The organism is Shewanella sp. SR43-8 (genome assembly GCF_014163775.1).
GTDB lineage: Bacteria > Pseudomonadota > Gammaproteobacteria > Enterobacterales > Shewanellaceae > Shewanella > Shewanella vesiculosa.
In genome coordinates, this window is record NZ_JACJDX010000003.1 from 73,229 (window position 1) to 88,860 (window position 15,632).

The 15,632-nt window shown below is 40.6% G+C and carries 16 protein-coding genes; 8 read left to right on the top strand and 8 right to left on the bottom strand.

Features of this window, described 5'->3' with window-relative positions:
- The first annotated feature begins 151 nt into the window (after positions 1-151).
- From H5114_RS04480 to H5114_RS04490, 3 genes are all read left to right on the top strand, one after another.
- Positions 152-760, top strand: coding sequence for a CIA30 family protein (locus H5114_RS04480; protein ID WP_182696674.1), 609 nt, complete (start codon positions 152-154; stop codon positions 758-760).
- A gap of 24 nt (positions 761-784) precedes the next feature.
- A complete protein-coding gene (locus H5114_RS04485; protein ID WP_124018072.1) occupies positions 785-1,390 on the top strand; it encodes an HAD family hydrolase in 606 nt (201 codons plus the stop codon).
- Between the two features lie 88 nt (positions 1,391-1,478).
- Positions 1,479-1,694 (top strand): TIGR02450 family Trp-rich protein, encoded by a 216-nt coding sequence (locus H5114_RS04490; protein ID WP_182722323.1) that lies wholly within the window; start codon positions 1,479-1,481, stop codon positions 1,692-1,694.
- Between the two features lie 226 nt (positions 1,695-1,920).
- Here the strand turns inward: H5114_RS04490 and H5114_RS04495 are convergent, their stop codons facing one another.
- The 4 genes from H5114_RS04495 to slyA form a co-directional block, all read right to left on the bottom strand.
- Complete coding sequence (locus tag H5114_RS04495; protein WP_220492450.1) at positions 1,921-2,805, bottom strand: tetratricopeptide repeat protein; 885 nt, start codon at positions 2,803-2,805, stop codon at positions 1,921-1,923.
- A gap of 179 nt (positions 2,806-2,984) precedes the next feature.
- Positions 2,985-4,010 carry a DUF2955 domain-containing protein gene (locus H5114_RS04500; protein WP_182722324.1) on the bottom strand — a complete coding sequence of 342 codons (1,026 nt, stop codon included), beginning with the start codon at positions 4,008-4,010 and terminating at the stop codon, positions 2,985-2,987.
- A 139-nt stretch (positions 4,011-4,149) separates the two neighbouring features.
- Positions 4,150-5,208, bottom strand: a complete 1,059-nt coding sequence (locus H5114_RS04505) for an HlyD family secretion protein (RefSeq protein WP_124018076.1) — start codon at positions 5,206-5,208, stop codon at positions 4,150-4,152.
- A gap of 1 nt (position 5,209) precedes the next feature.
- Complete coding sequence (slyA, locus tag H5114_RS04510; RefSeq protein ID WP_182722427.1) at positions 5,210-5,689, bottom strand: transcriptional regulator SlyA; 480 nt, start codon at positions 5,687-5,689, stop codon at positions 5,210-5,212.
- 686 nt (positions 5,690-6,375) lie between these two features.
- On the opposite strand from slyA, the gene H5114_RS04515 reads away from it, so the two are divergent.
- Positions 6,376-7,290, top strand: a complete 915-nt coding sequence (locus tag H5114_RS04515) for a L,D-transpeptidase family protein (protein ID WP_124018098.1) — start codon at positions 6,376-6,378, stop codon at positions 7,288-7,290.
- A 109-nt stretch (positions 7,291-7,399) separates the two neighbouring features.
- On the opposite strand, the gene H5114_RS04520 is transcribed toward H5114_RS04515, so the two are convergent.
- Entirely contained in the window at positions 7,400-8,182 is a 783-nt protein-coding gene (locus H5114_RS04520) for a polymer-forming cytoskeletal protein (RefSeq protein ID WP_182722325.1), read from the bottom strand.
- Between the two features lie 112 nt (positions 8,183-8,294).
- Here H5114_RS04520 and zapE point away from each other — a divergent pair, with 112 nt between their 5' ends.
- Positions 8,295-9,488, top strand: a complete 1,194-nt coding sequence (gene zapE / locus H5114_RS04525; RefSeq protein WP_182722326.1) for a cell division protein ZapE — start codon at positions 8,295-8,297, stop codon at positions 9,486-9,488.
- Positions 9,489-9,535: 47 nt separating this feature from the next.
- On the opposite strand, the gene H5114_RS04530 is transcribed toward zapE, so the two are convergent.
- Complete coding sequence (locus H5114_RS04530; RefSeq protein ID WP_165870174.1) at positions 9,536-9,820, bottom strand: DUF3081 domain-containing protein; 285 nt, start codon at positions 9,818-9,820, stop codon at positions 9,536-9,538.
- Positions 9,821-10,082: 262 nt separating this feature from the next.
- Between H5114_RS04530 and H5114_RS20710 the strand changes: the two genes are divergently transcribed.
- A complete protein-coding gene (locus H5114_RS20710) occupies positions 10,083-10,202 on the top strand; it encodes a sodium-dependent bicarbonate transport family permease (RefSeq protein WP_182722428.1) in 120 nt (39 codons plus the stop codon).
- A complete protein-coding gene (locus tag H5114_RS04540) occupies positions 10,203-10,361 on the top strand; it encodes a hypothetical protein (RefSeq protein WP_182722327.1) in 159 nt (52 codons plus the stop codon). It begins immediately after the preceding gene.
- 219 nt (positions 10,362-10,580) lie between these two features.
- Here the strand turns inward: H5114_RS04540 and H5114_RS04545 are convergent, their stop codons facing one another.
- Positions 10,581-11,564: a sensor domain-containing diguanylate cyclase gene (locus H5114_RS04545; protein ID WP_182722328.1), complete on the bottom strand. Its 984-nt coding sequence runs from the start codon at positions 11,562-11,564 to the stop codon at positions 10,581-10,583.
- Positions 11,565-11,647: 83 nt separating this feature from the next.
- Positions 11,648-14,497 (bottom strand): bifunctional [glutamate--ammonia ligase]-adenylyl-L-tyrosine phosphorylase/[glutamate--ammonia-ligase] adenylyltransferase, encoded by a 2,850-nt coding sequence (glnE, locus tag H5114_RS04550; RefSeq protein WP_182722329.1) that lies wholly within the window; start codon positions 14,495-14,497, stop codon positions 11,648-11,650.
- A 163-nt stretch (positions 14,498-14,660) separates the two neighbouring features.
- Here glnE and H5114_RS04555 point away from each other — a divergent pair, with 163 nt between their 5' ends.
- Positions 14,661-15,623: a hypothetical protein gene (locus H5114_RS04555; protein ID WP_124018100.1), complete on the top strand. Its 963-nt coding sequence runs from the start codon at positions 14,661-14,663 to the stop codon at positions 15,621-15,623.
- Positions 15,624-15,632 lie beyond the last annotated feature (9 nt).

The following is a 15,632-nucleotide window of genomic DNA, read 5'->3' on the forward strand; positions in this document are numbered from 1 at the left end:
AAGCCCGATACGTTAGACCCCATGTAGCAAGACCCGATGCAGTAAGTAACATTATCCTCCGTAAGACCCTTTATGGCTTATCCCTCACCCTGATAAGCCATTTTTTTATGGCCTTTGGAGCGATATATCGAACGATGATGAATAGGAGTATATGATGGTATTACTCAATACACAGGACGGGCATAATAGCCGAAAAGTACCAATAGGTATTCGAACTGTCGCAGGAATTTTACTAATCTTTGGCCAACCCGCATGGAGTGCCAGTGAGGATAATATGTTATTTCATTTTACTGATCCGAGTCACTTTACAAAATGGTTAATCAATAATGACACTGTAATGGGCGGTATTTCACAAAGCAAAGTTGAAATTAACCAGCAAGTGTTGTTATTTACAGGGTCTGTGTCATTGGAAAACAATGGCGGGTTCGCATCGATAGAGTCGAATTATAAGCATCCAATTATCGATCAATCAGAGCTTAGTCTCACAGTTAAAGGCGATGGTAAAACCTATCAAATACGCCTAAAATCACCCAACTTATCGTATGGTGAAGCGTATGTAGCGAATTTTACCACTCGCCCAAATACGCTAACGCAACATACTTTTATCCCTGCTGATTTTACCGTTAACTTCAGGGGACGTAAGGTTGCAAATGCACCAGCATTAGATTTTAATGACATTGATCGGGTTGGCTTTTTAGTGGCACAAAAACAACAAGGTCCGTTTTTAATTGAGTTACACTCAATGCAATTTAACCGATAAATATAAATTAGATAAGGGTATTAATTGAATTTACCAATGCAAATTAAAGGTATTATTTTTGACTTAGACGGTACCTTAGTTGAATCCAGTTTAGACTTTAACTTAATTCGTCAGCAAATTGGTTGTCCTGATAGTATCGATCTCCTTAAATATGTCGACGAGTTAAGCTGTAAAGACACTCAAGCCAGCGCCAATCAGATTATCCTTGATCATGAATACCAAGATGCAATCAATGCCAAACCGATTAAAGGCATGGCAGAGCTGATTAATGCTATTGAAGCGGCAAAACTCCCCACTGCTATAGTGACTCGTAATAGCCTTGCCGCCAGTGCAATGAAAGTAAAACAGAATAATATCGCCATCAATCACGTATTGACCAGAGAAGATTATCCAGCAAAACCGGCCCCGGATGCACTGCTAGCGATAGCAACTCAATGGCAAATTTCACCGCAACATATTATCTATGTCGGCGACTATTTATATGATATTCAGGCAGCTAACAATGCCGGCATGATAGCTTGTTTTATTAATCATGGAGTTGATAGCGAATATCAACATCTCGCCGATATTATTATCAATGATCTAAGCCAATTGCAGCAGTTATTAGTTAGTCACTCTCACAATGATTAACACCAGTACTGATTAGGAACGTCTTGAGTCATAACATGAATATTAATATGGGCATCGAAATACTGAGAATAGGAGAACTAAAACGAATATGAACCCAATTAATCCTAAGAAATTACTCAATAGCAAATGGACCAAGGTGAACGTGGTTCAGAAACTGAAGCATTTTAGCATCAGTAAAGTGGAATATGACGAGCAGCAAAACGTCATTGAATGCATCATAAGGGCAGAAATGAATGCACAAGAGTTTGCTATTGACTGGCGCAACCTTAAAGATCCGCAACAGTGGAAAATTGGCTGGCAATAATCTATTGCAAAACATATTCATTATGACGTTTGTAAAATAAAAAAGTGACTCTTGCTTATGCAAAACGAGTCACTTTTTTATATCAACGTTAGATAAACGCTGATCAAACTGCTTGTTGATGTGTTAATTATGACATTAACGACAACCTGCAATTGCTCTGTCATTAGTCATACTAGCAACATAACGCGTTTGTCATTGAAACTAATTATTCTATTTAGCTCAGCTATTATTTTATAATAAATATTGAACCTTCAAGTCTGAATTGAAGTGTTTCTAAGCCCCAATCAGATAACATGGCATCCTGGATTCGTTGACCGTCACCTTCACTACTACATCCCCACATTTTTGCACATGTTTGTCCGGCTATATTAGATCCAGTGCCTTTTGAAGTGTCAGGGATCATGTGGTTCAACTGTGTGATATGCGAGCCAAACATGTCTTCAAATGTATCCATTTGTACGTCAATGGTTTCCATTTCACCTTGAGGAAAAATGATCGCTGCAGTTTGCTCATTTGAACCCGTTTTCTCAGGGGTTAACGTGACAACATCTTTTGAAATTAAAGCATAAAGATTGCTAAGAGGTAAATCTTTAGTAGATTCATGCAGATAAAGTACTTGCCCATAATTTCTGGCGGCAAGATTATTTTCTTCATAAGCTCTAGCAAGGTATTGATCTGCAAGTGCCAAATCTTGTTCTACCATGCCACCACCTAAATACATTTTACCCAATAAATACGATGATTGAGAGTGGCCCATCTTTGATGCGTACTTTAAAAACTCAACACCTTCATCGATATCTTTCAAAGGAGTATCTTGTAAATACAAAACGCCCGCTTTATATTTTGCATCCAGTACGCCATATTTACCTGCACGTCGGTACCATTTTAACGCCATGTCTAAATCTTTATCGGTACCATAACCGGTATAATAGAATTCAGCTAACATGGCCATCGCTGAGGAATGGCCTCGTTTAGTTAAAATTCGATAGGCTTTAAAGTATTCAATACATTCAGAAGTATTACACTCAGGCAATTGATTTGCTTGGCTTTTAAATGGGGCGAAAGCGAGAAAGCTCAATATTAAGCTAAAAATAATAGTATTTTGTTTCATTATGTTAAGTCCTTTTTATATACCATCCATTACTATTAGCATTTATATAACAAATGTCTATAGTAATTATGTCTATAAAACTAACCGCACGCTGCAGCTAAAATCATCAATTAACTACTGAATAATATCGATAAACGAATATACTCAAATTAGATCGATTTACCGCACACATCTATCGTTCAACCAAATCGAGTCGCTGCAAATTGATTCAATAAGCGATGCACTAAATAACACAATAATAAAGTTGCCACTATTGCCACTAGAATACTACTGACTCGATACAAAGCACTAAATACTAGATCGTTATTGGGGGTTAAATATTGGCCAAATAGTATGCCTAATGTGGTCATGGCGCCAAACCCCACTCCTGAGCCACTCGCCTCTCTCACATGCACTTGGCTAAATAACATTAAGCCTATCCACAATAGCGGTATGACAAAAATCAGTTGCCCAGACCAATCATAAAGTAACCCTTGCCCTAGTAAACCAAAGGTCACTCCAAGCAGGGTACCGATAGCACGCTTGCGGGCATAGCCGAGTGCACCATTCCAATGCATGGGGAATAACAATAATAAGGTGGTGGCTTGAGCTGACATAGAGTCTCGCAAGTTAAATACCTGAAAAACCACAAATGATGCTGTCGCAATTGATGCACCGAGTAATGCTTCATGACGCATACGATTAGACGCTTTAGCAACCGGTGCCATTGGCGGACGTGGTTCAACATCTGGCCAAAGAGCGGTCATAGCGTAAGCAATGATGACAGATGCTGCCGTCGCCCAAAAATTATTAAAAATAAGATTATTAATATCGACACTCGGATAACTGGCAAAGTGCAGCATAATGCTTAAGCTGATCACCCCGTTAGCGCCGAACAAAAACAAACTGCCTCGTGACATTGCCGCAAATCGATACAGAAAAAGTATAAACACAATTGGCAAGATCATGCCTGGATGAGTACCAAATAAACCACCTAGAATACCCACCTCAATTCCAGCCATCACCGATGATGCTAATAGTTGTCGCATTGCATGGGCATTCATCACTGGTACTAAACCCAACAGTAACATTGGGGTTACGGTAAAAAATACTCCATAACTTAGGTCGAAAAATTTACAAATAGCAAACCCAAGCGTTGCGCCTGTTGCAATGCGAAGGCATTGACGTAAATCGTTTGTAGTCAAAGGACTGTGGCGTAGCAACATGTAAAATACCTTCGCATTGGAGAGAATACGGCACCCTAAATCACCCACTCTAATAAATGGTTTGTTCAGTCAACACTAAAAAGTGGTAACCAGCTATAAGTATGGATTAGGGAAATGATGATTGAAGTTAATGCTTCATTTAATAAATATAGTGCAGCACACTAATGACTTTAATTTGTACCTTAGCCAAAAAACCGAGAAAACTGCTATTGGGCACCAATTGCACCGTGGCGCGAGCCCCTGCAGGCAATAGGCTAACGGCTTGTTGATCGAGCTCTAAATGTAAACGTAAGCGCTGGGCATCACGGACCCATCGCACCGACTCTTGGGGATCTGCCAAGCGGCCATTGGCATCAAATTGTCCGGCACTCACACCTGCATCAACGGAACTCACTTTAGCCGAGTATAAATGGCCAGGTTGGCCATCAAATGAAACCAGCGCAATTGATTGTGGCTCAATACCTTGTAAACTTTTCTCTCTGAAATCAGCAATAATATCAACGTTTTCTGATACGAGTGCTAATAAAGGCTGACCGACTGTAGCAAAGCTACCGACTTCCAACTGTAAGTTAGTGACAACCCCATTTTGATCTGCGCGAATTTGAGTATATGACAAGTCTAACTCGGCTTGAGCTAAATGATTTTGAGCTTGGCGAACTTTTAAATTATCCGCGCCGTTAAACCCACGACTAACGATTAACTTAGTTAAGCGAGCTTTAGCGGCAAGTAAGTTAGCTTCGGCGGTTGCGGCATCATTTTGAGCTTGATCGGCTAACTGCTGCGATACACCGCGTGTGGAATAAAGAGCATCAATACGCTTTGCCTCACTGCTTTTTTGCTGTGCATTACTTTGATTTGCCTGCACGTCGGCTTTGGCGGCTAATATCGATGCATCGAGTTCTGCATTATCTTGTTTTGCTTGCTCTAAGGCTAATGTTGCTCGCTCAACCGCTAACTCATAAGAGGCTGAATCGATACTAAACAACACATCACCTTCGGCCACAAATTGGTTATTTGCGACCTTAATAGAGGCTATTTTTCCACTGACTTGTGGTGTTACCTTGGTGACCATCCGTGTTGCCATAGCTTGTGGCGTCATTGGCATGACAGCATCGGCAAACATAAAGTAACCGAATACGAATACAAACATCGCAATCGATATTTTAACGAGACGGGCAAATTGTTGATCTGGAGTCATGTTACTTCTCACTAAAAGGGTCATCAGACTGATTAAGCTTAGCCATAGCATTAGCACTAATCAGACTGATCACACGTTCAAATTCATTTAATTCTTGATGACTAATGCCATTGAGTAATTCAGCACGGATTTGCATAATCCGTGTTTCTATTTGCTTCAGAATGTCGGTTCCCTGAGGGGTCAAACTGACAATTCGTGCTCGCTTATCAGTATCGCAACAACGCCTTTTAACATATCCATGTTCTTCTAATTGCCCCAAAGTGCGCATTAATGATGGCAATTCTATTTCTAACGCATCGGCGAGTACTTTTTGACTGACGTTATCGCCCAAGCGTAATAGCTTCCACAGCGCGGTCCAGCGAGGATGAGTTAAGCCTAAAGGAATTAATTCAACATCTGCGACAGTGCGCCATAATCGATGTAACCGGCCGAGTTGCTCAGCAAGATGTAGCTCTTTTAATCGCTCTAATTCTGTAGAAATCATATGAAGTCACCACTTAGTTAGCATGCTAAGCATTATAACTGGTTAGCATGCTAACTAAAAGTGCAACAATTTATTTTGATGAGGAATAAGCAGAGTAAAAAAATAACCAATTGATATATAAATTAAAAATAAACATTAATTTAAATAAATGTTCACTAGAATCTGGTTTTACTGTCGTCTTGTACGTACTTTGGGGATTCATCGAGGACATCTTTTACTGCAATTTTCCTCGGTAAATACTGAGATAGCTATATAGGCAAAAATCCAAATACATATTTTTAGATGCGATAGGAGCGTAACCCAGCGTCGTTAATTAAAGAGGCTGAAAGTGTGCATCATCGCTTACGGTGTTAAGGCCGATTGCATAAAATACCCATAAGCTTAAGTCTTTTAAATAATCCATTTCAAGAGTCATTCTTCCACAAAATAGACACTCAAATAGGTTATAAGTTAGCGCTAAAAGAACATCAGTTGCCAACCGCTCCAGACAACTTACATCAGCTTACTAAACGTTTAAGATTTAAATAACGAAACAGGAAAAAATCAGTTGAAATATTAAGCGTAATAAGTGAGGATGCGCGCTAATAATATGTACTAATGACCAGTACAAAATAGTCAAACTTGGTAAGATATTGTAGTCTGACTGGTATAACGTCTGTTTTTGGAATGATATAACGCTTATGATGAATTCGTTACGCACTACTTTAATTGCAGCAACGGCTATGGTACTCAGTTTTTCGAGTGCTGCTGTTGAATATCGTCTACCTGCTAAAGGCAGCAATTTAGTCGGTGAAAATCAATACTATGTTGTTCCTGAGGGCAAGTTAACCCTAGAACAAATCGCCTCAAAATTTCAGCTCGGATTAACTAACTTATTAGAAGCAAACCCTGGCGTGGATCCTTTTTTACCCAAAGCCGGTAGCACTTTATTAATCCCACATCAGCTAATTTTGCCGAACACTAAACGTGAAGGCGTAGTGATAAACAGCGCTGAAATGCGTTTATATTATTTCCCAAAAGGAAAAGATATTGTTGAAGTATTGCCTATTGGTATTGGCCAAATAGGTAAAGACACTCCGGAAAAGTGGGTAACAACCATTCAACGTAAACGCGCAAACCCAACGTGGACACCAACTGCTAATATCCGTAAATCTTACGAAGCAAAAGGAGTGACATTACCAGCAGTATGGCCTGCAGGCGCTGATAATCCAATGGGTTTGTTCGCACTGTATGTGGGTAACTTATATGCAATCCATGGCACTAACGCCACCTTTGGTATTGGTTTACGCGTCAGTTCTGGTTGTGTTCGTTTACGCGATGAAGATATTGAACATTTATTTAATACCGTGCCAGTAGGTACTCGTGTTGAATTTATTAACCAACCCATTAAAGCGACTGAAGAACCTGATGGTAATCGTTATTTAGAAGTTCATCAGCCGCTATCACGCACTCAAGCTGAGTTTGATTCGACTGAGCCAGTAGCATTATCATTTGATAAAGAAACCACTCGCTTTGTTGCTCACCCACAAACTGACTCATTTATATTAAAGCGATTGCTAGAGCAACGTACAGGTATGCCAACTCGCATTAATCCATAAGTAATATAAAAATATTTGGCTGTATCAAAACAGCATAAAATGGTTTTATTACTCCACTAAACACTGTGGTTAATAAAACCATTTTTTTATGGGTTTAATAAAAAGATGCTTACTTATCTGGCGTGCCAAACGCTGGCTCGATTTGTTCGACATCGTCACTCGCTGTTTGGCTATCCCCCATAGCCTCACTGGTTTTAGCGAGTTCATGTAAATCTTCCATCGCCACATTAATATCACTTTGACCAGCCCCTATCAATGCTTCAGCTTGATCGACAAATGAAGTCTGTTGATCTATATTTTGAAATAATACCTCAGCATCTTCTGCTGTTGCAGTTGATTGTGAGTATTGCTCTACGCTGGCTTGATTGTTGTCAGATGACAATATTTGACCACGATTTAATGCCGAGCTAATGGTTGGCTGTAATATTGTGCCGGCAATAATCAAAATAGTCGCAACTGCGGCATAAGTGAATTTACGCCCAGAAAAAACCGAATGAGTAACACTAGCCTGCTGCGCCTGTTGATGTGATGATTGCTCTGCTTCAGCTTGTGGTAACTGCGATGCATCAGGACCTTTAGTGCGCATACCGATGAATTGACCGCCATCATAAATTTCCATCTGATGACTCGACACTTCACCTTCTACAATACCCGAGCTGACAATAATTAACTTATTGCAATGTAACTTGCCTTTAAATAATCCTGACACGCGCATCTCTTGGCAAAAAACGTCACCCTCAATCACGCCTCCCAGCTCAATTTTGATTTGATCAGTAGAGTTAATAGTACCTTTAGTGTGGCCAGCAACCATTGCAGGACCTTGAATACGTACATTACCTTCTAATGTCATATCCGCACCAATGTAGGTCATCCCCTTATTTTTATGATTCATGTCTGGGTCCTTGTTAGGATTAATACTCAGGGTTCACGCTCAGAGTTAATAGATTGTTACTTTTGTCACAAGAGCTTAAAGGAAATACGCACCATAATAAAGGCAACAGTTAATGGTATACTACTCAGCTCAACAATTTAGCTTAAGTGTTATGTCGCCATTACAAGCCTATCAGCAGCGCATTAAACAAAACATGCTTGATGATCCTGCGCAACAGCAAGCAGTACTCGCCTTAGATTCGCTCTATCAGCAATGTCTATCGATTAACAAAAAAAACCGCGGTTTATATTTGTGGGGAGATGTTGGTCGTGGGAAAACCTTTCTGATGGATCTGTTTTATCAAAGTTTGTCTGAGCAGTACCTATATAACCCGCAGTCTGAAGTAAATAAAACCGTATTACGTCTTCATTTTCATCGTTTTATGGCTATGCTCCATCAGCAATTAAATCAAACATCGGGGATCCGCGATCCATTAGCTCATATTGCTAAGCAAATTGCAGCCAAATATTCTGTCATTTGCTTCGATGAATTTTTTGTATCTGATATCGGTGATGCCATTTTACTTGGGCGATTATTTGAGACATTATTTCAGTCAGAAGTGACCTTAGTTGCAACGTCAAATGTGCCGATTGTTGACTTGTATAAAAACGGATTACAGCGCGATCGTTTTTTACCCACTATTGATCTGCTTCTACAATATACCGAATCAATCCATTTAAATGGTCAAATTGATCATCGTTTACACGCTAACGCCAACATATTAACGACTACACCACCTTGGCTAAAACAGCCATCATCAATGGCGCCCAAGGTTGTTTTTCAACAATTATGTCAACAATACCCACAACCTCATGCGAGTCTCAAAAACCTGCCACATTCAATTGAGGTATGCCATAGAGACATTGCCATTATGGCTATACACGGCCAGCTTGCTTGGTTTACCTTTTCAGCCTTGTGCCAAGGCCCACGATCAGCATTAGATTATATTGAACTCGCGGGACAATTTAGCCATATCTTACTCAGCGATGTACCGATATTAGGCGGAGAACTACGAAGCTGGATTAGAGCGCGTGGCACCGAAGATGGTTCACTAGCAACCATCACAGGCGAGCGACAACTGTCCTATGCCAGTGAGGATGATCCAACCAGACGCTTTATTAGTTTAGTTGATGAACTATACGATCAAAAAGTGATGTTAATCCTCAATAGCAGGTTTAGCTTGGAAGATTTATACATTGATGGGGCATTACAATTTGAATTTAGACGCACTTACAGTCGCCTAATCGAAATGCAACAATGGGCGTAAAGTATGTGATGCAAGGTTATGAGTGCTTAATAACCCTAATGCTTTACTCAAGATGCTTGGAAATTTTCAACGTCATTAAATCGACGTAAAAAATTATCGAGCGCATCATTGGTAGGATATTCGAACTGATACTTATTGTGAAAAAACACCGTTAAACTAACTTGAGCATCAGACAAGGTAATGGTGTAGCCATCGTGATCCGTTTGGGCACTGATACCACACAACCAATAATCATGGCCACTAAGACCATCTTCAAGCGCACGTTTTTCGCCATATTGAGTGACTTTGTTAAACACTTTTAACGCACGATGAATATCAATTTCATTTTTCATTACAGGCTCTACTATTAATATTGCTATGTTCTTATTCAACGATACTATACGCCAGCAATACTTAATAGATCAGTACTTCACAGATCTGCTATTAATAACTATAACAGCCTAGATTTATTCAATATTACTGCGCCATTTTGATTTAAAATATTTCACTTTGTTATGACTACAAGGCAGCATCACCATAGTTTATAACAGATAGAAGCGATAACATACTTAGTACTATGATGGCTTTTTTGTACTCGGTTTAAGTGCAGGATTAATCAAGTCAGATTTAAAAGTCCCTAAGGCGACCTGTAAAACCTTATCCACTTTGTTAATGCTCATACTAGGAATAGCAGAGGGCATGACAAGGCAAAAAAAGTCATTTAGCGATCACTAAATGCCGTCTGTTATTGCGCTTGGATTTATTATTCTTCTGCGTGTGTATTCAATGCTACGCCAACTTATCAAATTGCCGCAAAAAGAAGCCGTTAAGGCGACAATACCCTATGCCAATATTGGCTTGGCTATGCTGGCATCGCTTGAGACAGCACTTTAAAATAAAGTGTTGATTTTAATTGCAATTTATTCGTTATCGTTCACTCGATATTAGGCTAAGCTATCAATAGAGGTAATCTGCTGAGTGTAGATAAATTAATAATTGAGTAAGTTGAAATGAAAAATAATAGTAGTGACAGGACATCAGCTTTTACTAGGATTAAGCACAAGGATATATCCATTATCGGCGAGTAATTCAGCATCATTCATGAGTAACAGGCTATTTAATTACCGTTTCGTTTTTCTGGTGATGTTTTGCTTTGTCAACAAACATGGCTTTATCGACAGTCACCAAATATTCATACAAGGATAACGCCTGATTTGCTTGTCGATGCACTACACCTTTGCTGTAAGTTAATTGGTAAGGTTTAGCATTGTGCTGGTTATGCTGCTCAACAGACTGCTGGAACCTGTGTAATACATCGTTGACAATAGTTTCATCAGTTTGACTCAGCAATACCACAAATTCATCACCAGCAAATCGAGCAATAATATCTGAACCACGAAAACTGCTGACTAATAAACGGGCAAAGATTTTTAATGCGTTATCTCCTTCTTCATGACCAAATGTGTCATTAATTGATTTAAAATCATTTAAATCTAAAAAAATCAGACAGGTGTTAAAGCCGAGCTTATCACTGCGGGCCATTGTTCTATGAGAAAGTAACTCAAAGCCGCGACGATTAAAAATACCCGTTAACGCATCCAAAGTATTTTGCTTAATCGATAACAGCTCATCTATAACAATATTGCCAAGATCTTCTAAAGTTGCTTCATCATCTTTAGAAAAGGACCTCGGCTTGTCATCAATAATACACAAGGTTCCGACTATCACGCCATTAGGCATAGTTAATGGATAACCGGCATAAAATCGAACATTAGGTGGCCCGAGTACCAGTGGGTTGTCGGCAAAACGCTGATCTTTTAGCGCATCAGGTACAATGAAAATGCCATGCTGATTAATGGCGTGACCACAAAAAGAAATATCACGTTGGGTTTCGCATACATCTAATCCTTGTGAGGATTTAAACCATTGACGATCGGCATCAATTAAACTTATCACGCTAATCGATACTGAAAATAAGCGTTTTGCTAGCCGAGTGACACGATCAAAGCGATCTTCAGCTGCGGTATCGAGCATGTTTAATCCTCGAAGCGTTTCGAGTCGAGTATGCTCATTTTCAGGTATCGGAGCCAGAAGCATTAAAAGTCCAACTTAATCAAATAACACCAGTTCTATAAGACAGTTATAGAACTAAATATCGATCTTAACCACTTCATTTAGTATCAAATGTGTAAAATATTATTATAAATTTCAATGACGCTATCAGTTTTGGGTTGCACGCTTTGCTGCGGTAATTTACCGGGCAATTGCTGTAAGGTCAGTTCATGATTCTCATCACGAAGCCAACAGTAAGTTTGAGTTAAATGCTGAGCTTGCATTACCGGCAATAATTCCAACTCTGCTAACACTTCAAAAATGCGCACATTATCAGACCAAATAGTTAACTCGTGATATTGATGCGCATAGGCTAAGACTAAATACTGGGCTATAAATTCAATGTCCGCAATACCACCTGCGCTCTGTTTTAAATCAAATATTGTTGCTTCTGCTTGAAGTAAATGCTCGCGCATTTTTGTGCGCATATCCCTAACAGCTTTAGCCAACTCCACTTTATCGCGCTCAATTTGCAACACTTGCGCACGTAGTTCACTAAAACGACCCGCAAGTGAATAATCACCAAACACAAAACGAGCGCGCACTAAAGCTTGATGCTCCCAGGTCCAAGCCTCTTGCTGCAAATAAGCACCAAAATGCTCTATTTCACTAACTAATAAGCCTGATGCACCCGATGGGCGTAAACGCATATCAACTTCATATAATTCTCCAGACGTGGTGCGGGTAGCAAATAAATGCACCACACGCTGAGCAAGCTTTAGGTAAAAATGGCCATTATCAATAGATCGTTCGCCATCTGTACTGCCAGAACCGCTGTGACCGTGTAAGAAAACCAAATCTAAATCAGAACCATAACCCAGTTCAATACCACCAAGCTTACCGTACCCAATCACTGCAAACCCCATATTACTTGGGCTTGTTCCCTCAGGCGAGCCATGGCGAGACGCCACCTGATGCCAAGCTTGCAGCACGACTTGCTCAATAATTGCTTCGGCTAAAAAGGTTAAATGATCGCTGACCTGCATGACAGGTAAAACGCCTGTGACATCGGCCGCAGCAATCTTGAGTTGTTGAGACAATTTAAACTGGCGCAGCGCTTCCATTTGCTGCTCCATGTCATCTTCTGGTACTCGTAATAAATATTGACGTAATTCGCTCGGATAATCATCAATCGAAGTGATGTCATACAGTTGCGACGGGTCAATAAGCTCATCGAGCAACATAGGAAAATTAGCTAGCTCACGCGCAATCCAGGGGCTTGCACAACATAAACTGACTAATTGTTGCCTAGCACCCGGGTTTTCACATAAAAGCTCAAGGTAAGTGGTTCGAGTTAATATTTTATCTAGCACGTTGGCAACGGGCTTAAAAGCTTGACTCGGTTTTGCCTGGTTAACCAATTCCTCGAGTAATTTAGGCATTAATTTGTCTAAGGTTTCACGCCCTCGAGGTCCGATAGAACGTTTTGACACCGTTTGATGCCATTCACTTAATAACGGCCATAATTCGCTATCATCGATTTGTTGTTCTTGCAGCAAGGCATTAGCGTCTTCATCTTGCTGCACATTCCAAAATAATGATGTCCAATGATCATTCTGTTCGTGACTGTCAGTGCCACCGACCGTGGCATTAAAATGGCCGTGAATGGTAGCCATCGCAGTATTAATTTTTTGACGAAGTTCTGTTTCGTTTTCAACATCTAATGGATAACATAGCCGCTGCCAATCAAGCTCATTGTTGGGCAGAGTTTGTGTTTGTTTATCATCGATAGCTTGTAATAAATTCTCCACCCGACGCAAAAGAATATAGCTATGTTTAAGCTCATCAACCGCTAAATATTCCAACTGCCCAAGGCTGTACAAGGTATCAATGGCACCAAATAAACTTTGTTGCCGCAATGCGGGTTCGCGGCCGCCACGGATCAACTGAAAACTTTGCACTACGAATTCGACCTCGCGGATCCCTCCCGCGCCCAACTTAATGTTATCGGTTAACTGGCGACGCCTAACTTCTTGAGCAATAAGTTGCTTCATTTTACGCAGTGATTCAATCGCAGAAAAATCAATATAACGGCGATATACAAATGGGCGTAATAAATCATGTAGCTCGTCACAATAGCCAGACCAAGGGCCCAATACGCGAGCTTTAACCATGGCGTAGCGTTCCCAATCGCGACCTTGTTCTTGGTAATAATCTTCTAGACCACTGAAACTGACGACTAACGGACCACTTTCTCCGTAAGGCCGTAAACGCATATCAACACGAAATACAAATCCATCAACCGTCACTTGGTCGAGTAAATTTACCAAGCGTTGGCCCATGCGAATAAAGAATTGTTGATTGGCCTGAGTACGTCTTCCACCTACCGTGTCACCATGCTCTGGAAAGGTAAAAATTAAATCAATGTCAGATGAAAAATTAAGTTCACGGCCACCCAGTTTACCCATACCTAAAATTAATAAAGGTTGGGGCTTACCTTCGGCACTCATGGGGGTACCATATTGCTGACACATTTCTTGATATAACCAATCTCGTCCAGCAATAACCAATGCTTCGGCCAGTGCAGATAAGTCGAGTAGAGATTCTTCTACTGGGGTGTAATTTAAAAAATCACGCCATGCTAAACGCACCATTTGTAGATTACGATAACAACGTAAGGCTGACTTAACCTGCTCTTCTTGAGTTAACTCAACTAACAGCGAATGTAACTGAGCATCAAAATCACTGCGCACCACATCATCTAATAGGCCATCAAATAACTGCACAATCCATTCTGGATGACGACAAAGTTGCTCAGCGATATAATCACTCAAGCCAAATACGACTTTTAGCTCTTGCTGCTGCGAGGGGGGCAGTGCGGTTTTAGCCTCAGGCCAACTGTCGCAGAGTCTTAACCAGTAACGATCTGCGCTGTCTAACATAGCGGCAGATAATACCTTGTTACCTTGGTTTTGCATGGCAATAATGATCCCTAAAGAAAATGAACGTTGGACATATTATGTCGTGAATGGTATACCTATTGGTCAGTAAAATGATCAGATTAATATCATTGATACCCAGATTACTATAACCTGTGTCATATTGAATTAGCACATGAAAAATCTACATTTTGGAGAAAACATGGTAGGTCACCTCCCCCGTGTACTCATATTGATAACGGTATTGTTTGCCACGTTAGCCCTTAGCGGCTGCGGTGACGACCGACCGGAACAAATTGCTAAGTACCAGCAACTGACTCAACAACGTCTTGATCTGTTGGCCAGTTCACTCGACAACAATCAGCTGCGTAATGCGACGTTACTTAAACAATACACCAGTATTCTCGCTCAGCGCCAATCAGACTTAACACCTTTACTCGAAGAGTTGGCAAAAGATGCCGGCACTGAAGGTCCAATGTTTCAGTCATTAACGCGTCGTTATAAAGACTTAAACGATAGCGCTAACTTTATTGATTTAGACCAGCAACTGGCAGAAGCCCAAAATGTTTATCAAGCTGCAGACAGCAGTTTGTATAATGATATGCTGTCTGATCCAGTCAATGTTGTCGCTGATATGTCTAATGGCCAACTGGCCAGAGTCAATGCAATCAGCCGTGAAGCCGAAGCGCTCGCGAATGGAACCGACGTTGGTGGTGCAGGCAGCCAGCTAGTGGGTAATCCTGCTTATGGTAGCTGGCAAAACAATTCAAGTGGCACATCGATTTGGGCTTGGTATGGCATGTATGCGATGTTTTCTAACTTTACTCGTCCAACAAGTTATGACCGTTGGTCGGGTAACCGTGGTTACAGTTATTATAATGATGTAGGACGTTACCGTTATACCTCACCAAAACAAGCCACTTCGCAAGCAAAAACCTTTGAACAAACCAAGAAACGTTTTGACAGCCAGGGGAAGCGATTTGACAGCCCTTATGCAAAAACTCGAACAGGTTCTACAAGCTTGTCGCGTCAAAGTGCTAGCGCACCTAAAGCCAGTAGTACCACTCAGAGCGCGAGTAGAAAATTTCGTTCGAGCTATTCAAAAGACAGCAGTTTCCGTAACTCAAGCAGCCGCACTAGTCGCGGTGTTAGCCGTGGAAAATAGGTAAGGACT

Excerpts from the sequence above, each read along its gene's own strand:
- H5114_RS04480 (WP_182696674.1), top strand. The coding sequence starts at position 152 with ATGATGGTATTACTCAATACACAGGACGGGCATAATAGCCGAAAAGTA.
- H5114_RS04490 (WP_182722323.1), top strand. The coding sequence starts at position 1,479 with ATGAACCCAATTAATCCTAAGAAATTACTCAATAGCAAATGGACCAAG.
- H5114_RS04495 (WP_220492450.1), bottom strand. The coding sequence starts at position 2,805 with ATGAAACAAAATACTATTATTTTTAGCTTAATATTGAGCTTTCTCGCT.
- H5114_RS04500 (WP_182722324.1), bottom strand. The coding sequence starts at position 4,010 with ATGTTGCTACGCCACAGTCCTTTGACTACAAACGATTTACGTCAATGC.
- H5114_RS04505 (WP_124018076.1), bottom strand. The coding sequence starts at position 5,208 with ATGACTCCAGATCAACAATTTGCCCGTCTCGTTAAAATATCGATTGCG.
- H5114_RS04515 (WP_124018098.1), top strand. The coding sequence starts at position 6,376 with ATGAATTCGTTACGCACTACTTTAATTGCAGCAACGGCTATGGTACTC.
- H5114_RS04520 (WP_182722325.1), bottom strand. The coding sequence starts at position 8,182 with ATGAATCATAAAAATAAGGGGATGACCTACATTGGTGCGGATATGACA.
- zapE (WP_182722326.1), top strand. The coding sequence starts at position 8,295 with ATGGTATACTACTCAGCTCAACAATTTAGCTTAAGTGTTATGTCGCCA.
- H5114_RS04530 (WP_165870174.1), bottom strand. The coding sequence starts at position 9,820 with ATGAAAAATGAAATTGATATTCATCGTGCGTTAAAAGTGTTTAACAAA.
- H5114_RS04540 (WP_182722327.1), top strand. The coding sequence starts at position 10,203 with ATGCCGTCTGTTATTGCGCTTGGATTTATTATTCTTCTGCGTGTGTAT.
- H5114_RS04545 (WP_182722328.1), bottom strand. The coding sequence starts at position 11,564 with ATGCTTCTGGCTCCGATACCTGAAAATGAGCATACTCGACTCGAAACG.
- glnE (WP_182722329.1), bottom strand. The coding sequence starts at position 14,497 with ATGCAAAACCAAGGTAACAAGGTATTATCTGCCGCTATGTTAGACAGC.
- H5114_RS04555 (WP_124018100.1), top strand. The coding sequence starts at position 14,661 with ATGGTAGGTCACCTCCCCCGTGTACTCATATTGATAACGGTATTGTTT.